The following is an 18,363-nucleotide window of genomic DNA, read 5'->3' on the forward strand; positions in this document are numbered from 1 at the left end:
GAAGCGCGGGTTCATGACTGCCCCTCTTGAAGAGCGATTGGCGAAAACCGACGCGACATCCGATCTCCCCCCTGGCGGGGGAGATGGCCGGCAGGCCAGAGGGGGGTGTGAAGGATCGCCAACTTTCGAGTGTCGGCCTGTTCAGAAGCAACCCTGTCGAGGCACTCACCTTTGACGGGTCGAGAGGTCGGCGGGACAGCACCCCCCTCTGTCCTGCCGGCCATCTCCCCCGCAAGGGGGGAGATCAGCAGCTTCCAGAGGGAGGTGCCTTGCACCGGTGTCACTATGAGCTAGGCGCTGGACTACTTCAAAAACCCGTTCTTCTTCAGGAAGTCCTCGGCGACGCCCTTGACCGGCTCGCCGCCGACCTGCACGCGGCCGTTCAGCTCCTGCAACTTGACGAGGTCGAGCTTGGCGAAGACAGGCTTCAGCAGCGTCTCGATCTCGGGATGTTCCTTCAACACCGCTTCTCGGATGATCGGCGCCGGCTGGTAGACCGGCTGTACGCCCTTGTCATCGTCGAGCACGACAAGCCCGGACGGCGCGATGCCGCCATCGGTGCCGTACACCATGGCCGCGTTGGCGCCATTGGTCTGGTTGGCGGCGGCGGCGATGGTCGCTGCGGTGTCGCCGCCCGAGAGGGTGATCAACTGGTCCGGCTTCAATGTGAAGCCATAGGTGGTCTGGAACGCCGGAAGTGCTGCCGCCGAATTGACGAACTCGGCGGACGCCGCCAGCACCACCTGGCCGCCACCCGCGACATATTTGCCGAAGTCGGAAAGCGTGGCGAGCTTGTTGGTCTCGGCAACCTCCTTGCGCAACGCGATCGCCCAGGTGTTGTTGGCGGGCGACGGCGACAGCCAGACGATCTTGTTGGCGTCGTAGTCGAGCTTCTTGGCCGTCTCATAAGCTTTGGCGGCATCTTTCCAGACTGGGTCGTCGGCCTTCTCGAAGAAGAAGGCGGCGTTGCCGGTGTATTCGGGATAGATATCGATCTCACCGGCGGTGATCGCCTTGCGCACTACAGGCGTGCCGCCGAGTTGGATGCGATCCGTGGTCTTGATGTTATTGGCGTTGAGAACCAGCTGGATGATGTTGCCCAGCACGCCGCCCTCGGTGTCGATCTTCGAAGAGACAACCACCTGGGCACTGGCGGAAGCCACTGTTACGCCGAGCGCCAACGCCGCGCCGGCCAGAACCTTGACTGAAAACATCGTGAAAACCCCTTGCTATGAACCGAAATGCGGTGGCCGCATATGAGCATGGCTCAAACGCTTCGTCGGGGCATACGGTTTCATAAGAATGGAGATCAGCGCAATAATTTTGTTCGGAAGCCGGGCCTTAGACCGAAGTCATCCTGACAGCATCGTGTCAGGTCGCTCGGCAATTTGCGGTCAAGCGCTGGCTCTGCGCAAGCCTGTCAGCTTGAGCGTGCCGAGTGCCACGAAGCACAGAACGGTGACCGGAAAGATCATCCAGTTCAGCATCTCCCAGCCCCAGGCGTTGTAGACCATGCCCGACATCAGCGAGGCGCAGGCGACGGAGCCGAACAGGACGAAGTCGTGGAAGCCTTGCACCTTGCCCTTTTCCGACGACCGGTAGGTTGCGGCCACCATCGCCGTGGCGCCGATGAAGCCGAAATTCCAGCCAAGGCCGAGCAGGATCAGCGACGTCCAGAACTGCCACAGCGCCAGGCCCGACAGAGCGACAATGGCGCAGCCGATGAGCAGGATCAGGCCGGTCGCCACGATGCGCTCGGCACCGAAGCGATGGATTAGCGAGCCGGTGAAGAAACTCGGCGCGAACATCGCCATGACGTGCCAGGAGATGCCGAGCGTCGCATCGGTCTCCGACAGTCCGCAGCCGACCATGGCCAGCGGTGCGCCGGTCATGACGAAGCTCATCAGCGCGTAGCTGCCGACCGCGCAGAAAAGCGCGGCGACGAAACGCGGCTGCGTGACGATTTCGGCCAATGGCCTGGCGTCGCTGTCGGTGATCTCCACCTTGCCGGATGCTTTCGCCGGCAGCCGCAGGAACGACAGGATGATGGCGCCGACCGCGGCCAGCGGCAGGATGGAGATGAACGAACCGGCAAACATTACAGGCGCCAACAATTCGCGGGTGAAGATGACGATTTGCGGTCCGAGAATGGCGGTGACGATGCCGCCGGCCAGCACGAAGGAGATGGCGCGCGCCTTGAATTCCGGCGGCGCATTGTCGGCGGCGGCGAAGCGGAACTGCTGGACGAAGGCACCACCGACACCGATCGTGAGCAAGCCAAAAGCAAACAGCCAGAAGCTGCCCCGATAAAGCGCAAGCGTGGCGACGAGGCCGCCAAGCGCCGTGACGATCGTGCCGGTCATGAAGCCGCCGCGCTGGCCCATGCCGCGGACGATGGCCGCTGCGGGCAGCGCGCCGAGTGCCACGCCAATGTTGAAGCCGGTGATCGGCGCCGTCGCCAATGATTTGTCGGGGCCAAGCAGATATTGCCCGGCCAGCGCCCCCATGGAGATGGCGATGGGGGCCGCCGAGCCGATGATCGCCTGCGAGGCGGCGAGGATCAAAGCGGTGCGACGCGCCTCATTGCCTGCCTCAACGGCAATTGCCGTCATGATGCGTCCTTGCCGCGCCCCTCGCCACGCACCCGGCGTGACACACGGTCGAGCACGGCATTGACCAGCTTCGGCTCGTCTTCCTCGTAGAAGGCCTTGGCGATGTCGACATATTCGGAGACGATGACGGCGACGGGAACATCCTCGCGCTTCATCAGCTCGTAGACGCCGGCGCGCAGGATGGCGCGCAGCGTCGAATCGAGCCGTGACAGCGGCCAGTCCTCGGTCAGCGCCTGGCGGATGATGGGATCGATGGTCTTCTGGTTCTCGACGACACCCGCCAGGATGGCGCGAAACCATTGCGCATCGGCCTCGCGGTAGAGCGCACCGTCGACTTCCTTGCCAAGGCGAAACGCCTCGTATTCGGCGGTGATCTCGAAGACGCCGCTACCGGCCACATCCATCTGGTAGAGCGCCTGTACGGCGGCCAGCCGGGCAGCACCGCGCTTGTTGGCGTGGCGCACTGCGGGCTGGCCGGGCGAAGCGGGTTCGCTCACGATCGCGCTCCCAATTGTTCTTTGAGGGCGATCATGGTCAGCGCCGCACGCGCCGCGAAACCACCCTTGTCGCCCTCCGAGCGCTTGGCCCGCGTCCACGCCTGTGCGTCGTTCTCGGTGGTGAGGATGCCGTTGCCGATGCAGACCGAGTCCTGCACGCTCAGGTCCATGAGCGCGCGGCTGGATTCATTGGCGACAATGTCGAAATGATAGGTGTCGCCGCGAATGATGGAGCCGAGCGCAACAAAGCCGTCATAATTCGTGCCGCCTTCCGTCGCGCCGTCCAGCGCGAAGGTAATCACCGCGGGAATCTCGAGCGAACCTGGAACGGTGACGACGTCGTAAGTCGCGCCCGCTTCATCGAGCGCGCTCGTCGCGCCATCGAGCAGCGCGTCGGCAAGGCCGTCGTGGAAGCGCGCCTCGATGATCAGAACGCGTGCCTTCTTCTTCGGACGGATAAACGCTTTGCCGTGTTGGGATGTGCCAGCCATAAAAGTCTCCGGGGATCGCCGGTGACTTAGGCCGAAGCCGGATTGATCGCAAGCAGAAGATTGCCCGCGACGCCGAAGGTCCGCAGAACCTATCGGGTTTCCAGTGCTCAGACGCCTGTAGGCTCACGGTAGCGACGCACCGTATCGCGCAGTCGATCGTTCGCCGATCGCGGATTGATCAAGGCCTCAATGAAGAATCTGCTGTCGTTGGGAGACAGATCGAGCCACTCGTGCTCCTCGGCGTTCATGTCGGCCTGCGCCTCACGCATCAGCTTTTCGTCCGGCGGGGAATTCACTCTGTCCTTAGTCATCAAAGCCCCTCTTTCGCTGCTTCCACCAGCCGCGCCGCGTAGCGTGCCATGGTGTCGATCTCGAGGTTTACCCGGTCACCGACCTTGCGCTCGCCCCAGGTGGTCACGGTCAGCGAATGGTGGATCAAAAGCACGTCGAAGCGCGTGCCTTCCACCTTGTTGACGGTGAGCGAGGTGCCGTCGAGCGCGACCGAGCCCTTGGGCGCAATGAACTTCGCCAGGTCGCGAGGCGCCTCCAGCGTGAAGCGCACAGCGTCGCCCTCATCCTTGCGCTCGATGATCTCGGCCATACCGTCGACATGGCCCGAAACGATGTGGCCACCGAGTTCGTCGCCGATCTTCAGCGCCCGTTCCAGATTGATCCGCGTACCCGATTTCCAACCCATCGCCGTCGTCAGCCTGAGCGCCTCTTCCCAGGCCTCGACCTCGAACCAGCGCGCGTTCGAGCCGCTGTCGGGCAAGCCTGTGACCGTCAGGCAGACGCCGCCGCAGGAGATCGAGGCGCCGATGGCGATAGTCTCAGGGTCATAGGCGGTGTCTATACGCAACCCCACCCCTTCCCTCAGCGGCTTGACGGAAGCGACAGTGCCGACATCGGTGACAATTCCGGTAAACATCGGTGTTGATCCTAAAGGTCTCTTATCCACTCGGCGTAGCTGTCCTCGCCGAAACGCATCTCACGCAACTTGCGAAAACCTGCCGGGATATGGTCAGCGTCGATCGGCGATGCAATGCCGTCATCGCCGATCGCTTCCGGCCCCTGGAACAAGACGATGCGGTCGACCAGCCCATCGGCGAGGAACGCGCTCGCCACCTTGGCGCCGCCCTCGACCAGCACGCTTGCCATGCCGAGCGCGGCCAGATCCTCGAGCAGTTCCGGCAGAGCGATGCCGCCCTCATGTGTTTCAGTGCCGATGAAGCGCACGCCTGCGCGTTCGAGTGCTGCCCGCCGCAGCGGATCGGCCTCCAGGCAAGCGGCGACATAGAGCGGTACCCGGTCCACGCCCGACACCAGTTTCGAGGCCTCCGGCAACCTGATCTGGCGGTCGAGCACGATGCGCACCGGCGAGCGGTTCTCCAGCCCCGGCAAGCGCACCGTCAGGGCCGGATCATCCTCAAGGGCTGTACCGATACCGACCAGTATGCCGTCCGCCTCGGCCCGCATCAGATAGACTTCGCGACGCGCGATATCGCCGGTGATCGACACCTGCCCCTCGCCTTCCCTGCCGATCTTGCCGTCGCTGGAAAGCGCAAGCTTGAGAATCACTTCGGGGCGTTTTCTCAACGATCGAATCAGATAACCGGCCATCTGCTCGGCGGCTTCCGCCGCCAATACCTTCTCGACCACCTCGACACCGGCGGCACGCAGGATTGCGTAGCCCTTGCCGGACACCCGCGGATCAGGATCGCTGGCGGCGCCGACGACGCGCGCGACACCGGCATTGACCAGCGCATTGGCGCAAGGCGGCGTGCGGCCATGGTGGGCGCAGGGCTCGAGGGTGACGTAAGCGGTAGCACCGCGCGCGAGCTCGCCGGCCTCGGCCAGGGCCTCGGTCTCGGCATGCGGGCGGCCGCCGACAGCGGTGACGCCGGTGCCGACGATCATCGGGCCATTGCCGTCATCGCGTACGATCAGCGTGCCGACAGACGGGTTGGTCGCGGTGCGCCCGGCATTTTTTCGCGACAGTCTGAGTGCCGCCGCCATGAAGCGGCGATCAAGGGCGGCCTGTTCGCTTGCAGTCATGCTCAGCTGACGTCCTCTTCGCCCTTGACTTCGTCTCCCTTGAGTTCGCCCAGCAATTCGTGGAAATCCTTGGCCTCGCGAAAATTGCGATAGACCGAGGCGAAGCGGACGTAGGCGACATCGTCGAGCGACTTCAGCGCTTCCATGACCAGCCGGCCGACTTCCCCCGAAGCAACTTCCGTCTCGCCGGAGCTTTCGAGCTGGCGCACGATGCCGGTCACCGCGCGGTCGATGCGCTCGGGATCGACATTGCGCTTGCGCACGGCGATCTCCACCGAGCGCAGCAGCTTGTCGCGGTCGAACGGCACTTTGCGGCCCGATTTCTTGACCACCACCAAGTCGCGCAACTGCACGCGCTCGAAGGTGGTGAAGCGGCCGCCGCAATCGGGGCAGACGCGCCGTCGGCGGATCGCCGCGCCATCCTCGGCGGGGCGAGAATCCTTCACCTGCGTATCTTCTGACTGGCAATAGGGACAGCGCATGGAGAAGCCTTTGGTTGGCGAATCTGGTGAAGCGAAAGGCTTAGAGCCTTTCCGGTCCGGATTGAAGCAGTTCCGTCTCTTCGACGGCCTGCCGCATCAGAGATAGCGAGGCGCGAGGAAGATTGCCAGCGCAGCAACCAGCCAGATGGCGATGCCGCCGGCGACAGCCAGCCGGTAGTCGACACGATCGATGAACAGCCAGCAGGCGCCAAGGAAAGCGAGATAGGCAGGAATGGTCTTGACGCCGGCGAGGCAGGCATCGCGAAAGCCGCCCGGTTCGCCCCTGGCGCCTACGGCGAGCAACGCGATGACGGCAAAGGTCGGCGCCAGCGGCAGGATCCCCGGCAAGACGTTTCCACGCTTGGACGCCCAGACGATCAGCGCCGTCATCAATCCGCCGACCACGCCTTTCCAGACGATATCCATTCGATGCTTCCCTCTGATGCCTGCGCAATGCCTGCCAGACAGCAGCTTCAAGGTGCGACGTCGGCTGTCGCGAAGCCGCAGGAGACGCCAAGGCTGCGGTAGGCCTTGGAGAAACCGTCCATCGAGATGGTCGCGACCGGCTGTTTGCCGAAGACCACGTCGAGTGTGGTCGCACGGCGCATTGTGCGCAGTAACGCCAGGCTGGTCTTGGGCTTGTTCTCGACCATCCAGGCGAGACGGCCGGCGACGGAATCGTCGGAATAGACGGTTGCGGCAACCTGACCGGCGGCGTCGCCGAATTTTGCCGCGATCTTCTTGCCGGTCGGAAGATCCTTGTTGCCGATGGCGATCGTCACCGCCGGGTAAGCATCCGGCGGCAAAGCATCGCCATTCGAGATCGAAAGCGTCAACGTACCCGGATAGCCGCCGCTGTCGACGAAAGCGGTCGAGGCGACGCAGGTCTTGCGCGCATCCTGGCCCGTGTCCAGGACGTCGACGATGGTGGCCCATCTGCCGAAGGTGCCGGTAGCAGGTATGTTTGGAGCGGGCTGGGTCTGCGCGAAGGCACTGCCGGGCATTGTCAGGAAAGCGACCAGCCAACCATGGACCCCAAGGGTGGCGAGGCGGAAATTGCACATCATCAGATCTCCTGTTCGGCGCGCCACCCAACCATGGGCGGGCGCGCCGCTGGCCGATAAGAGATGACGCCTCGCGTCAGGTCAACCGAGATAGGGATAGAGCGGGAAACGATCGGTCAGCGCCACGACCTTGGCCTTGACCGCCGCCTCGACAGCCGCATTGCCCTCGTCGGAATTGGCGACCTTGAGACCATCCAGCACTTCGGCAATCAGCTTGCCGATCTCGCGGAACTCAGCCTGGCCGAAGCCGCGCGTGGTGCCGGCCGGGGTGCCGAGACGCACGCCCGAGGTGACGAAAGGCTTTTCCGGGTCGAACGGAATGCCGTTCTTGTTGCAGGTGATGTTGGCACGGCCGAGTGCCGCCTCGGCGCGCTTGCCGGTGGCATTCTTGGGCCGGAGGTCGACCAGCATCAGATGGTTGTCGGTGCCGCCGGAGACGATATCGAGACCGGTCTCCTTGAGACTGGAGGCGAGCGCCTTGGCGTTGGCGGCGACGCTCTCGGCATAGACCTTGAAGCTCGGCTTGAGCGCTTCGCCGAAGGCGACCGCCTTGGCGGCGATGACATGCATCAGCGGGCCGCCCTGCAGGCCGGGGAACACCGCCGAGTTCATCTTCTTGGCGATGTCCTCGTCATTGCACAGGATCATGCCGCCGCGCGGGCCGCGCAGCGACTTGTGCGTCGTGGTCGTCACGACATGGGCGTGCGGCAGCGGCGACGGATGCACGCCGCCGGCGACCAGGCCTGCGATGTGCGCCATGTCGACCATCAGATAGGCGCCGACCGCATCGGCGATCTCGCGAAAACGCTTCCAGTCCCAGACGCGCGAATAGGCAGTGCCGCCAGCCAGGATCAGCTTCGGCTTGGTCTCGTGGGCAGTCTTCTCGATGGCGTCCATGTCGAGCAGATGGTCGTCCTTGCGCACGCCATAGGACACGACCTTGAACCATTTGCCGCTCATGTTGACGGGCGAACCGTGGGTCAGATGGCCGCCCGAATTGAGGTCGAGGCCCATGAAAGTGTCACCGGGCTGCAAGAGCGCCAGGAAGACGGCCTGGTTCATCTGACTGCCGGAATTCGGCTGGACGTTGGCGAAGTTGCAGCCGAACAGCTTCTTGGCCCGCTCGATCGCCAGTTCCTCGGCCACGTCGACGAACTGGCAGCCACCATAATAGCGCTTGCCCGGATAGCCCTCGGCATATTTGTTGGTCATGATCGAGCCCTGCGCCTCAAGCACCGCTCGGGAAACAATGTTTTCCGAGGCGATCAGCTCGATCTCGTGGCGCTGGCGACCGAGTTCGTTGCGGATGGCGCCGAAAATCTCCGGATCGGCATCGGCCAGCGTGGTTTCGAAGAAAGATTCGAATTTGTTCGACACTGCCGCTGCTGTTGCCATGGCCTGAAATCCTCGGGGTTCGGGGGCTGCGAAGGTTCGCCGGGCCATTAACACAGTTGTTTTCGCCCCGCCATGTTTGCGGCGCGAAATTTGCTGGCCGGTTTGCGCCAGCGAGGCAACAGGAGGCTATTTCCGCGCCTTGCGGCCTTTCAGCAAGGCCTCGGTGAGCGTGATCTCGGTAAACAACGCTTGCGACGTATGGTCGTTGATCTCGCCGCTGCGAAACATGTCGCGCACGGCTGCGCGCTCGGCCTCGATGCCGGCGAGCCGCAGTTCCAGCTCCAGCCTTCCGGATTCGCGAGCCTCGGCGCGGGCCTCATCGGCTTCATCGGAGGCGGCGATGCGCCGCCGGTACCCTGCGACGATGTTCTCGGCGGCGGCAAGCCTGGCACCAGGCACCTCGCCGCCCTCATCCTCCGCCGCCGCAATGCTCTCGATGCGCGCGATTGCCGCCTTGGCGGCGCCGACACGCGCCAGGCGTTCCTCGGCGGCACCGGCATCCTCGCCCGGTTCGACCAGCCCCCTGGCGATCGTCGGCAGAGCGAGACTGGCGAAGACCAGCGAGCAGATGATGACGCCGGCGGCGAGGAAGATGACCAGATCGCGCGCCGGAAACGGCGAGCCGTCCGGCAGGGCGAGCGGCAGTGACAGGATGCCGGCCAGCGTGATCGCGCCGCGCACGCCGGCCACCGAACCGGCGAGCCGCACGCGCATCCCGAACGGCTCCACCTTGCGCTTGCCCAGGCGCGCCGCGATGCCGGCCGCGATGTCGCCGACCCAGATCCACAGGAAGCGCAAGACGATCAGGCACAGCGTCAGCGCGATGACTGTCGCGATCGGCTGGATGATCGGATGCAGGCTCATGAGTTCCGGCGGCACGTGGCGGATGATGTCGGGAAGCTGCAGCCCGAGCACGATGAAGAGAGCGCCGTTGAAAACGAAGGAAAGCGTCGTCCACAGCGACATCGTCTGCATGCGCGCCGAGACGCCAAGGAAGCGGAACACGCCAGAGCCACCGGTGAGCAGGCCGGCCGTGACTGCCGCCAGGATGCCGGACGCTCCGACGTGCTCGGCGCCGAGATAAGCGATGAAGGGCAGCAGGATCATCACCAGCACCTGCGCCTCGGCCGGCACGCCGCCGATGCGGTTGAGCAATTGCAGCAGCTTGGCGGCGACGAACAACGCCGCCACGCCGATCAGGATGCCGACAGCCACGGCATAGAGGAAACTCAGTGATGCCGCGGCAAAGGAAAAGCTGCCGGTTAGCACTGCTGCCACGGCAAAGCGGAACATGACGAGGCCCGACGCATCATTGAGCAGCGACTCGCCTTCCAGAATGTGCATAAGCCGCGCCGGAACGACATTCTTGTCGACGATCGAAGACACGGCCACCGCATCGGTCGGCGACAGCACCGCGGCGAGCGCGAAAGCAACGACCCGCGGGATGCTCGGCACCAGCCAGTGCAAGGCGTAGCCGAAGCCGACGATGGTGAAGAACACCAGCCCGATGGCAAGATCCAGGATAGGTCCGCGCAGCGCCATCAATTCACGCTTCGGCGCGCCATAGGCATCGCCGAACAGCAGCGGCGGAATGAACACCAGCAGGAACAGTTCCGGATCGATCTCGACATGGATGCCGCGCACCGGCCAGGCGAGTGCGGCACCGATCGCAATCTGCAGCACCGGCAACGGCACCCGAACCAGGCGCACCAACGCGCCGGAAAGCGCGACGAAGGCGAGCGCAACCAGAATGAAGACGGCAACTTCCATGGTCCGGTTCCAGACTTTCCCGCCGACCATGCGCAAAGCCGGCCGATCCGTCCAGCCGCGCCTCCCCGCGAAAAACGCAGCCGCACCCGAGCAACGAAAAAGGCCGCCCTGAACGGCGGCCTTTTCTATAAAAAGATCAGTTGCTTAAAGCGATGACGTGATCTGAAGCTCATTGGCACCGTCGAGCGCGTAGACGTCGTCGCGGAACTGTACGACGCCTGGGGCCGTCGACCAGGCCGAGAGATAGAGGAAGTGGACCGGCACCGGGTTGGTAATCTGGATCGGCGTGTTTTCGCCGGTCTTGATCGCCGCCTCGAAATGCTGACGGTCCCAGCCCGGTGTGTCGCGCAGGATCCAGGTGACGAGGTCGCGCACATTCTGCACGCGCACGCAGCCCGAGGAATCAAAGCGCATCATCTTGCCGAACAGGCTCTGCTGCGGGGTGTCATGCATGTAGACCCCGTCGGGGCTCGGGAAATTGATCTTGACCGACGCCATCGCATTGCCCGCGCCCGGATCCTGGCGGAAGCGATACTTGGCGGCGTCGTCGGTCGACCAGTCGACATTGAGCGGATCCACTTCGCTGCCATCCGGCGCGAACAGGCGGATATGGCTGTCCTTCAGATAATCGGGATTCTTCCGCATCAGCGGAATGATGTCCTTGCGTACGATCGAGACCGGCGCGTTCCAGTACGGATTGACGATGATCTCGTTGATCTTGGAATTAACGATCGGCGTCTGGCGATCGATCTTGCCGACGATGGCGGTATGGCGAAGCACGACGCGGTCGTTTTCGACCGCTTCGATCTGCGCCGCCGGAATGTCGACGAGCACGTAGCGGCTGCCCAGCGTGCCGGCCTTCTCGCGCAGCCTCTGCAGATTGGTCTGCAACTGGCCAAGCCGGATCTGCGCCGAGATATTCATCGCCGCGTAGGTGTATTTGCCCATCGCGCCGTCAGCCGGCAGGCCGTGACGCAACTGGAAGCGCTTGACCGCCGAGTCAACATAGGAATCGAAAGCCGTCGAAACGCCGGCGCTCTGTGACAGGTCGCCGGAGACCATCAACCGCTTGCGCAACGGCACGACATCGGGATCATCGACGCCGAGCTGCAGTTTCTTGGTCGCGGGAACCTCTACCCAGCCGCCCTGCCCGGCGATGTTCTGATATTGCGACACCGCCTGTTCCGTGAAGGCGACGGTCTGCGGACTGAAGATCGGCAGCGTCGATGCCACCTTGCCGCCTTCGCTGGCGCGGGCGTCGAACTGGTCATCCCAATTGCCGCGCGCCGACGATTTCAGGATATCACCGATCACATCCTGCGCATTGGCGCCGCCGGCGACAACAGCGGCTGCAAGCGCGGAGGCACCGGAAAGGAAAAAGCGGCGGCTGGTTTTCATGGACGTTCCAGACATTTGTAGCAGTTCGATCACTTGCTGCGTTGATCACCGGGCGATCTCGCCCGCACTCTAAAATTGGCAATCTTAACAATTAGCCAACCATGGTCCGTATCATCTTGGTGTGACGACGCACGAGGCGCGATACGGGTTGCCGGTGAACGCAGGGTCTTCACCACAGCATCACTGCCACTCTCGGTTCCATTGGAATATGGCGGCAACGTGGCCTTGCTCTCAAATCCGACCGGCAGGCATTCCGAAAAGAAACGGACCGATGCTTTTCGGCACCGGCCCTGACTGAAGGTCGATAGTGCGGCCGCGCTTCTGTGGCGCTGGCCGGATCTGATGCGGCGGATGTCTTACATCCGGTAGGCGATGGTGTCGTTCCAGAAGCGGTCGAGCCGCTGCAGGGCGCGGTTCATCTGCTTGAACTCGTCGGTGTTGATGCCGCCGACCTGCTCGATCGAGCCGACATGACGCTCGTAAAGGCCGGCGACGACCTCCGCCACCTCGTTGCCCTTCGGCGTCAGCGAGACGCGGACCGAACGGCGGTCGATGCGCGAGCGCTGGTGGTTGATGAAGCCGAGATCGACCAGCTTCTTCAGATTGTAGGAGACGTTCGAGCCGAGATAGTAGCCACGCGAGCGCAGCTCGCCGGCGGTCAGCTCGGAATTGCCGATGTTGAACAGCAGCAGCGCCTGGATGGCATTGATGTCGGAACGGCCATTACGGTCGAATTCGTCCTTGATGACATCAAGCAGGCGGCGGTGCAGCCGCTCAACAAGCTGCAGCGATTCCATGTACAGGGAACGGATAGCCTCGCGGCGATCGTCGGATACGTTGGCGGTCTTCGCCGCCGGACGCGAATTGATCATTGTCTTTGCCTCTCGTTTGTCGCCCTGGTGATTTTTTGTTTTTCACCTTGATCGCGACACTATCGAATACTCATAAAATTCGACTTAAACGCTAGGGCTAACAAGAGCTTACCGGTAACAGGTTTCGAAAGAGGCTTAACGAACGGTCACCCGAGCAAGGATAATTAACCTAAAGATTTCGGCAACGATTGCAGGGCCGAAATCAAGCCGCCGCCAGGTCGCCAATATCCTCAATGGCTTAGTGGCGGACCGGGCGCTTCTGCAGGTAGATGACGACGCGGAAGACGATGTAGAGCACCGCCACCGCCGCATGCGAGATGACGATGAGCATTCGGTGGCCGAAAAGCTCGGGAAAGCCGGCATACATCACGGTCTCGGTCACCGCGCAGATGAACCAGATCACCGGCCCCCAGGACGCCAGCATCCACAGGCCGGCAGCGGCGAAGGGAAAGAACACGGCGAGCACCACCGCCGCAACCTGCCAGTGCACGGGCATTAGGTCGAAACGCCACAGCGAGCCCGGATAAAAGCCGATCAGCTTGATCCAGTAGAGAATGCCGAACAGCAGGCAGTAGCCTGATATGACGCGCTGGAACCAAGCGAAGATCACCTCCACCCCGGAGGGCTGCAGCACGACGCGTCTCGAGGTCACCTCGCTCATATCAAGAGCTCCCGTTCCCCAAGCGGAGCGAAGTAAGCGTCGACATCCGCCTCGCTGACCGCATCGAGGCTCGCCGGACGCCATTGCGGTTTTGAGCCCTTGTCGATGATGGCGGCGCGGATGCCTTCGTAGAAATCATGGCCGAGAAGCATCCGGTTGAGGACGCGGAACTCCATCTTCATGCAAGCGTCCATAGACAGTGTCAGCCCGGCGCTGATCTGGCGCCAGGCGACGCGCAGGCTGGTCGGCGAACGGGTCCGGATCGTCGCCAGCGTCTTTGCCGCGAACTCGTCGGCGTCCGCCGCGCGCTCCAGGCTGTCGATGACGCGTTTCAGGGACGGTTGTGAAAAATGGCTGGATATCGCCTCCAGCGTCGGCCTGTCGGTCTCTCGCCTTGCCTGAACGAAGAAGCCGCGCAGCACCGATTCCGGATCGCCGGTCAGTGTCAGCCGGTCGAGGAAGCCGCCCTGGTCCTCGGCCTTGATGGTGTGGGTGGCCAGGCCTGACCACAGCGCATCGCCATAGCGGATGCGATTGCCGGTCAGCGCCAGATACATGCCGAACGAGCCGCCGAGATGGGGTAGCAGGTGGCTGGCGCCGACATCCGGGAAAAAGCCGATGCCGACCTCCGGCATGGCGAACTGGGCATTTTCGGTCATCACCCGGTGCGAGCCGTGGAAGGAAATGCCGACGCCACCGCCCATGACGATGCCGTCGATCAGGGCGACATAGGGTTTCCTAGAGCTGTTGATGCGGGCGTTGAGCCGGTATTCGTCGGCGAAGAACTCGACCGGCGGCTTCCCCGCCCGGCCGGTCTCATAGACATGCAGAATGTCGCCGCCGGCCGAAAAGGCCCTGCCCTCGGCCTTGACGACGATGACATCGACGCCGTGGTTGGCCTCCCAGGCGGAAAGAGCAGCGTCGAGCGCCCCGATCATGCGGTGCGTCAAGGCATTGAGCGCCTGCGGCCGCGTCAAGGTGACGACGCCGGCCCGGCCCAGATGTTCGAAGCGGATCTCGTCGCCTCCGCCAAAATCCATCGTGAAAGAATCCCTCCCCCGCGCCGCCGGGATTGAAGTGCTAAAGCGTGGCGCATGGGTGCGTCAATGGCGAGCACACCAGTGCAAGCTCTGGCCCGGACCAGGAACCAGTGCTAAAAATCGAGCTGCAATGCAGGAAAACTCGATAGAGTTCATTGCAGCACGGCTCTGGTGGGTCTTCGAACGGGACGATTGCCTATGACCCGATTCTCGCGCCTTGCGCTGGTGGCAATTGGGCTGATCGGCATCTGCCTGGCTGCTGACCCTGCCGTGGCAACGACTTTGGAAGACCTCTACAGATCCCAGACCATCGTCAACGGCAAGTACGAGAAAAACCGCCAGTCCGGCTTCAAGCGCTGTCTCGACGCGGTTCTGGTCCGGGTTTCCGGCGATCAGCGCCTGCCGGCAAAACCGGAGATGGCGGCACTGCGCGACAAGGCCGGCAGCCTCGTCGCCGGCTTCAGCTATCGCGACCGCATGGAAGGCATCCCCAACCATGACGACCAGGGCACGTACGATCGGCCTCACAATCTTTATTGCCAGTACAGGCCGGCTGACATCGACCCGGTACTGGCTTCGCTCGGCAGCAGGCCCTGGCTGACCGAGCGGCCAACGCTGTCGATCATCTTGGCAGTGGACGACTCACGCCGACACTTCGTCCTTGCCGGTGATGGAGACGAAAAACCGGACATGGTTGAGTCTTTTCAATCGGCTGCCGGCCCCATGGCCATATCGATTGTCGTCCCCGACAAGGCCACGCTCGCCAAGGCCGGACTCATTTTCGAGGAGGTGCGTGCCATTTCACCCGAACTGCTGGGCAGCGTTGCAACAAGTATTGGCAGCCACCAAGCTTTGGCCGGCAGCCTCGAGTGGAGCGACAAGGAACTGGGCTGGATCGCCCATTGGCAGCTCAAGGCGGGTGACAAGACCTATCGCTGGCAGGTGCGTGGCGTCAATTTCGACGAGGCTTTCCGCGTTGCTATCAAGGGCGCGGCGCAGATCCTATCGGGCAATGGCCAACCGAAGTAGGCCCCGGCCGGATCGCTGGCACAAACGTGTCGCATTGGTCAGCGGCGGGGGCTCGTGGTAAAAAGCCGCCGAACGAGAGTTTTGGCGATGAACAAATTCACTCCCGCAAAGCCAGCCGGCGCACGCAGCGTCGACGACATCACCGGCAGCCGCCGCTTGCGCCGCATGCGCAAGGCAGACTGGTCGCGCCGTCTCGTGCAGGAGAACAGGCTCTCGGTCGACGATTTGATCTGGCCGATCTTCGTCGTCGACGGCAGACAAGTGCGCGAGCCGATCGCCGCCATGCCGGGGGTCTTCCGCCTGTCGATCGATCTCGCCGTCAAGGAGGCCGAGCGCGCGGCAAAACTCGGCATTCCCGCACTTGCCACCTTCCCCAATGTCGACATCTCGCTGCGCGACCAGACCGGCTCGCACATTCTCGACCCCGACAATGTCATCAACCGCGCCACCCGTGCGATCAAGGACGCGGTGCCGGAGATCGGCATCATCACCGACGCCGCGCTCGACCCGTTCACCAGCCATGGTCATGACGGCATCCTGCGCGATGGCATCATCGTCAACGACGAGACCGTGGAACAGGTGACCGCCGCGGCCGTCATCCAGGCGGCGGCTGGCGCCGACATCATTGCGCCGTCCGACATGATGGACGGCCGCATCGGCGCCATCCGCGACGCGCTCGACGCCAACGGTTTTCAGGACGTGGCGATCATGTCCTACGCGACCAAATTCGCGTCGGCCTTCTACGGCCCCTATCGCGAGGCGGTGGGCACCGCCGGCCTGCTCAAGGGCGACAAGAAGACCTACTATATCGACCACGCCAATTCCGACGAAGCGGTGCGCGAGGCCGAACAGGACATCGCGGAAGGCGCCGACATGCTGATGGTCAAGCCCGGCCTGCCCTATCTCGACATCATCCGGCGGCTGAAGGACGAATTCCAGATGCCGACCTTCGCCTACCAGGTGTCCGGCGAATATTCGATGATCAAGGCGGCGGGCGCCAATGGCTGGATCGATGGCGATAAGGCGATGCTGGAAAGCCTGCTCGCCTTCAAGCGCGCCGGCTGCGACGGCATTTTGACCTATTTCGCGCCCGAAGTGGCGGAGCTGCTGAAGGGATAGGCCGCTAGGTCGTTTGGAATTTTAACGCAATCCGCTAGAATGAATTCATGAGCAGGAATGAGGTCATAGAGCGGTTGCAGAGAAATGCAGATGCCATCAAAGGCATGGGCGCGACTTCGCTTTATCTCTTCGGATCGACTTTGCGGGGCGACGCAGGGCCTGACAGCGATCTCGACCTCTTCATCGATTATGGTCCTGCAAGGCGCTTTTCGCTGATCGATCTGGTCGGCATCAAGCAATTTCTTGAAGAGAAGATGTCAGCAGGGATCGATATCACCACCCGCGACAGCCTCAATCCCATGTTGAAGGCCGATATCGAACGATCTGCCGTGCGAATATTCTGATGGCAGTGCGCCGGATCGAACCGATTCTAGCCGAAATCATAGAAGCCTTGGACGGCATCGCTGCTGCCACCGCAGGCAAGACTCTCGATGACTTCAATAGCGGCTGGCTGCTTCGACATGGCACCGAGCGCGGGATCGAAATCATTTCCGAAGCTGCCCGGCACATTCCGGAGGATTTGGCAGCCTTTGCCCCCGAGATTCCATGGAAACAAGTTCGTGGGATAGGTAACATGGGCTGTGGTGACCGACAGCCTGCCGCCACTACGTCTTGCTGTCGAACGTATGCTTCTTCTCCGCTCATGTAACTAGCGCGGCAGCAACGACCGGTTCTCGCCAGCGAAGCCGCTGGCTTGTCTTCAGAGCCGACAGTCCGATCGTCGCCCTAGAAATACCGCTTGCAATTCGCAATCACTTTGCTACAAGAAACTGATTGCAAAACACAACTGGTTATCGAGGAGGCTCGCATGCCCAAACTTCGCGTCAACGCTTTCACCCTGTCGCTCGACGGCTATGGCGCCGGTCCCGATCAGGATCTGCAAAATCCGCTCGGCGTCGGTGGGGAATCCTTGCACAAGTGGTTTGTCGACACCCGCACTTTCCGTGAGATGGTGCTCGGACAAGATGGCGGCACCACCGATATCAACGAGGCGTTCGCGGCGCGCAGTTTCGAAAATGTCGGCGCCTGGATCCTCGGCCGCAACATGTTCGGGCCGATCCGCGGCGAATGGCCCGATGACAGCTGGAAGGGCTGGTGGGGCGACAACCCGCCCTATCATGTACCGGTTTTCGTGTTGACCCATCACAAGCGCGAACCGATCGTCATGGAGGGCGGCACGACCTTCTATTTCGTCACCGACGGCATCCATTCGGCGCTTGAACAGGCAAAAGCAGCGGCTGATGGCAAGGACGTGCGGGTGGGCGGCGGCGTGTCCACCATCCGGCAATACCTCCAGGAGAAGCTGATCGACGAGATGCATCTGGCGATCGCGCCGGTGCTGCTCGGTACGGGCGAGAACCTTTTTGGCGGCCTGGACATGGTCAAGCTCGGCTATGTCTGCAGCGAGCAGGTTGCGACGCCGCTCGCCACGCACGTCACCATCAAGCGGAAGTAGTTACAGCTCTTTCTCCCCGTCACTATACGGGGAGAAATGTCCGGTGTCCGAACCGGATAGATAGGTAACAGAATGGACTGATTAGATGGGTGACAGTTTTCTCCCTCGCCGGGAGGACCGGCGATGGTTTGGCGAGAGACTGTACTCATGGATGAGCGGCTTCGGTTTGTTGTGGAATGCCTTTCTGGCGAGGAGACGATGACGCAGTTGTGTGCGGCCTTCGATATCTCTCGCAAGACCGGCTACAAATGGCTTGAACGCTACCGGGAGCTTGGACCGGTGGGCCTGCATGATCTGCCGCGTGCGCCGCTCAATCACGGCCGAGCGACGGCCGCGGATGTGGTGGAGCGGATCGTGGCTATGAAAGAGGCGCATCCGCTGTGGGGGCCTAAGAAAATCATGGCCAGGCTCAAGCGTGCGGA

22 protein-coding genes are annotated in these 18,363 nt (G+C 62.7%); 6 read left to right on the plus strand and 16 right to left on the minus strand.

What is annotated here, in order from left to right:
• Positions 1 to 302: 302 nt before the first annotated feature.
• From osmF to NKI73_RS31940, 16 genes are all read right to left on the minus strand, one after another.
• The gene (osmF, locus tag NKI73_RS31865; RefSeq protein ID WP_352635828.1) at positions 303 to 1,214 is read right to left on the minus strand and encodes a glycine betaine ABC transporter substrate-binding protein OsmF; all 912 of its coding nucleotides are present in this window, start codon (positions 1,212 to 1,214) and stop codon (positions 303 to 305) included.
• 180 nt (positions 1,215 to 1,394) lie between these two features.
• Positions 1,395 to 2,612 carry an MFS transporter gene (locus NKI73_RS31870; RefSeq protein ID WP_352635829.1) on the minus strand — a complete coding sequence of 406 codons (1,218 nt, stop codon included), beginning with the start codon at positions 2,610 to 2,612 and terminating at the stop codon, positions 1,395 to 1,397.
• Positions 2,609 to 3,109: a transcription antitermination factor NusB gene (gene nusB / locus NKI73_RS31875; RefSeq protein ID WP_023798402.1), complete on the minus strand. Its 501-nt coding sequence runs from the start codon at positions 3,107 to 3,109 to the stop codon at positions 2,609 to 2,611. Before nusB ends, NKI73_RS31870 begins: the two co-directional genes overlap by 4 nt.
• Positions 3,106 to 3,600 (minus strand): 6,7-dimethyl-8-ribityllumazine synthase, encoded by a 495-nt coding sequence (gene ribH / locus NKI73_RS31880; RefSeq protein WP_352635832.1) that lies wholly within the window; start codon positions 3,598 to 3,600, stop codon positions 3,106 to 3,108. The genes nusB and ribH overlap by 4 nt, the downstream gene beginning before the upstream one ends.
• A gap of 107 nt (positions 3,601 to 3,707) precedes the next feature.
• Complete coding sequence (locus NKI73_RS31885) at positions 3,708 to 3,911, minus strand: type II toxin -antitoxin system TacA 1-like antitoxin (RefSeq protein ID WP_352635834.1); 204 nt, start codon at positions 3,909 to 3,911, stop codon at positions 3,708 to 3,710.
• The gene (locus tag NKI73_RS31890; protein ID WP_352635835.1) at positions 3,911 to 4,528 is read right to left on the minus strand and encodes a riboflavin synthase; all 618 of its coding nucleotides are present in this window, start codon (positions 4,526 to 4,528) and stop codon (positions 3,911 to 3,913) included. Before NKI73_RS31890 ends, NKI73_RS31885 begins: the two co-directional genes overlap by 1 nt.
• An 11-nt stretch (positions 4,529 to 4,539) precedes the next feature.
• The gene (gene ribD / locus NKI73_RS31895) at positions 4,540 to 5,655 is read right to left on the minus strand and encodes a bifunctional diaminohydroxyphosphoribosylaminopyrimidine deaminase/5-amino-6-(5-phosphoribosylamino)uracil reductase RibD (RefSeq protein ID WP_352635837.1); all 1,116 of its coding nucleotides are present in this window, start codon (positions 5,653 to 5,655) and stop codon (positions 4,540 to 4,542) included.
• A gap of 2 nt (positions 5,656 to 5,657) precedes the next feature.
• A complete protein-coding gene (nrdR, locus tag NKI73_RS31900) occupies positions 5,658 to 6,137 on the minus strand; it encodes a transcriptional regulator NrdR (RefSeq protein ID WP_352635839.1) in 480 nt (159 codons plus the stop codon).
• A gap of 96 nt (positions 6,138 to 6,233) precedes the next feature.
• On the minus strand, positions 6,234 to 6,563 hold the full coding sequence (locus tag NKI73_RS31905) for a GlpM family protein (RefSeq protein WP_352635841.1): 330 nt from the start codon (positions 6,561 to 6,563) through the stop codon (positions 6,234 to 6,236).
• A gap of 47 nt (positions 6,564 to 6,610) precedes the next feature.
• A complete protein-coding gene (locus NKI73_RS31910; protein WP_352635864.1) occupies positions 6,611 to 7,201 on the minus strand; it encodes a hypothetical protein in 591 nt (196 codons plus the stop codon).
• Positions 7,202 to 7,282: 81 nt separating this feature from the next.
• Complete coding sequence (glyA, locus tag NKI73_RS31915; RefSeq protein WP_352635843.1) at positions 7,283 to 8,596, minus strand: serine hydroxymethyltransferase; 1,314 nt, start codon at positions 8,594 to 8,596, stop codon at positions 7,283 to 7,285.
• Between the two features lie 126 nt (positions 8,597 to 8,722).
• Positions 8,723 to 10,366 carry a Na+/H+ antiporter gene (locus NKI73_RS31920; RefSeq protein ID WP_352635845.1) on the minus strand — a complete coding sequence of 548 codons (1,644 nt, stop codon included), beginning with the start codon at positions 10,364 to 10,366 and terminating at the stop codon, positions 8,723 to 8,725.
• Between the two features lie 144 nt (positions 10,367 to 10,510).
• Positions 10,511 to 11,764 (minus strand): L,D-transpeptidase family protein, encoded by a 1,254-nt coding sequence (locus tag NKI73_RS31925; RefSeq protein WP_352635846.1) that lies wholly within the window; start codon positions 11,762 to 11,764, stop codon positions 10,511 to 10,513.
• A 356-nt stretch (positions 11,765 to 12,120) separates the two neighbouring features.
• Positions 12,121 to 12,636, minus strand: a complete 516-nt coding sequence (gene ldtR / locus NKI73_RS31930) for a transcriptional regulator LdtR (protein ID WP_008875359.1) — start codon at positions 12,634 to 12,636, stop codon at positions 12,121 to 12,123.
• Between the two features lie 238 nt (positions 12,637 to 12,874).
• Positions 12,875 to 13,297: a DUF6163 family protein gene (locus NKI73_RS31935; protein ID WP_352635848.1), complete on the minus strand. Its 423-nt coding sequence runs from the start codon at positions 13,295 to 13,297 to the stop codon at positions 12,875 to 12,877.
• On the minus strand, positions 13,294 to 14,337 hold the full coding sequence (locus NKI73_RS31940) for an enoyl-CoA hydratase/isomerase family protein (RefSeq protein WP_352635850.1): 1,044 nt from the start codon (positions 14,335 to 14,337) through the stop codon (positions 13,294 to 13,296). The genes NKI73_RS31935 and NKI73_RS31940 overlap by 4 nt, the downstream gene beginning before the upstream one ends.
• A gap of 198 nt (positions 14,338 to 14,535) precedes the next feature.
• Here NKI73_RS31940 and NKI73_RS31945 point away from each other — a divergent pair, with 198 nt between their 5' ends.
• The 6 genes from NKI73_RS31945 to NKI73_RS31970 all read left to right on the plus strand — a co-directional run.
• A complete protein-coding gene (locus NKI73_RS31945; protein WP_352635852.1) occupies positions 14,536 to 15,366 on the plus strand; it encodes a DUF8605 domain-containing protein in 831 nt (276 codons plus the stop codon).
• 87 nt (positions 15,367 to 15,453) lie between these two features.
• Positions 15,454 to 16,485 carry a porphobilinogen synthase gene (gene hemB, locus NKI73_RS31950; protein WP_352635854.1) on the plus strand — a complete coding sequence of 344 codons (1,032 nt, stop codon included), beginning with the start codon at positions 15,454 to 15,456 and terminating at the stop codon, positions 16,483 to 16,485.
• A gap of 47 nt (positions 16,486 to 16,532) precedes the next feature.
• Positions 16,533 to 16,829, plus strand: coding sequence for a nucleotidyltransferase family protein (locus NKI73_RS31955; protein WP_352635856.1), 297 nt, complete (start codon positions 16,533 to 16,535; stop codon positions 16,827 to 16,829).
• Positions 16,829 to 17,134, plus strand: a complete 306-nt coding sequence (locus NKI73_RS31960; RefSeq protein ID WP_352635858.1) for a HepT-like ribonuclease domain-containing protein — start codon at positions 16,829 to 16,831, stop codon at positions 17,132 to 17,134. The genes NKI73_RS31955 and NKI73_RS31960 overlap by 1 nt, the downstream gene beginning before the upstream one ends.
• 159 nt (positions 17,135 to 17,293) lie before the next feature.
• Positions 17,294 to 17,941 (plus strand): dihydrofolate reductase family protein, encoded by a 648-nt coding sequence (locus tag NKI73_RS31965; RefSeq protein ID WP_352635860.1) that lies wholly within the window; start codon positions 17,294 to 17,296, stop codon positions 17,939 to 17,941.
• Positions 17,942 to 18,064: 123 nt separating this feature from the next.
• Positions 18,065 to 18,363: helix-turn-helix domain-containing protein (locus NKI73_RS31970; RefSeq protein ID WP_352635862.1), on the plus strand; the 299-nt coding region annotated here is incomplete at its 3' end.

Origin of the sequence: Mesorhizobium sp. M0496, assembly GCF_040321205.1 — a bacterium.
In the GTDB taxonomy this organism is placed as follows: Bacteria; Pseudomonadota; Alphaproteobacteria; order Rhizobiales; family Rhizobiaceae; genus Mesorhizobium.

Bases quoted from the DNA above. Each gene is read 5' to 3' on its own strand.
- NKI73_RS31905 (WP_352635841.1), bottom strand. From the start codon at position 6,563: ATGGATATCGTCTGGAAAGGCGTGGTCGGCGGATTGATGACGGCGCTG.
- osmF (WP_352635828.1), bottom strand. From the start codon at position 1,214: ATGTTTTCAGTCAAGGTTCTGGCCGGCGCGGCGTTGGCGCTCGGCGTA.
- hemB (WP_352635854.1), top strand. From the start codon at position 15,454: ATGAACAAATTCACTCCCGCAAAGCCAGCCGGCGCACGCAGCGTCGAC.
- NKI73_RS31890 (WP_352635835.1), bottom strand. From the start codon at position 4,528: ATGTTTACCGGAATTGTCACCGATGTCGGCACTGTCGCTTCCGTCAAG.
- NKI73_RS31910 (WP_352635864.1), bottom strand. From the start codon at position 7,201: ATGTGCAATTTCCGCCTCGCCACCCTTGGGGTCCATGGTTGGCTGGTC.
- NKI73_RS31935 (WP_352635848.1), bottom strand. From the start codon at position 13,297: ATGAGCGAGGTGACCTCGAGACGCGTCGTGCTGCAGCCCTCCGGGGTG.
- ribH (WP_352635832.1), bottom strand. From the start codon at position 3,600: ATGGCTGGCACATCCCAACACGGCAAAGCGTTTATCCGTCCGAAGAAG.
- NKI73_RS31960 (WP_352635858.1), top strand. From the start codon at position 16,829: ATGGCAGTGCGCCGGATCGAACCGATTCTAGCCGAAATCATAGAAGCC.
- ribD (WP_352635837.1), bottom strand. From the start codon at position 5,655: ATGACTGCAAGCGAACAGGCCGCCCTTGATCGCCGCTTCATGGCGGCG.
- NKI73_RS31870 (WP_352635829.1), bottom strand. From the start codon at position 2,612: ATGACGGCAATTGCCGTTGAGGCAGGCAATGAGGCGCGTCGCACCGCT.
- glyA (WP_352635843.1), bottom strand. From the start codon at position 8,596: ATGGCAACAGCAGCGGCAGTGTCGAACAAATTCGAATCTTTCTTCGAA.
- ldtR (WP_008875359.1), bottom strand. From the start codon at position 12,636: ATGATCAATTCGCGTCCGGCGGCGAAGACCGCCAACGTATCCGACGAT.
- NKI73_RS31965 (WP_352635860.1), top strand. From the start codon at position 17,294: ATGCCCAAACTTCGCGTCAACGCTTTCACCCTGTCGCTCGACGGCTAT.
- NKI73_RS31920 (WP_352635845.1), bottom strand. From the start codon at position 10,366: ATGGAAGTTGCCGTCTTCATTCTGGTTGCGCTCGCCTTCGTCGCGCTT.
- NKI73_RS31885 (WP_352635834.1), bottom strand. From the start codon at position 3,911: ATGACTAAGGACAGAGTGAATTCCCCGCCGGACGAAAAGCTGATGCGT.
- NKI73_RS31945 (WP_352635852.1), top strand. From the start codon at position 14,536: ATGACCCGATTCTCGCGCCTTGCGCTGGTGGCAATTGGGCTGATCGGC.
- NKI73_RS31955 (WP_352635856.1), top strand. From the start codon at position 16,533: ATGAGCAGGAATGAGGTCATAGAGCGGTTGCAGAGAAATGCAGATGCC.
- nrdR (WP_352635839.1), bottom strand. From the start codon at position 6,137: ATGCGCTGTCCCTATTGCCAGTCAGAAGATACGCAGGTGAAGGATTCT.
- NKI73_RS31940 (WP_352635850.1), bottom strand. From the start codon at position 14,337: ATGGATTTTGGCGGAGGCGACGAGATCCGCTTCGAACATCTGGGCCGG.
- NKI73_RS31925 (WP_352635846.1), bottom strand. From the start codon at position 11,764: ATGAAAACCAGCCGCCGCTTTTTCCTTTCCGGTGCCTCCGCGCTTGCA.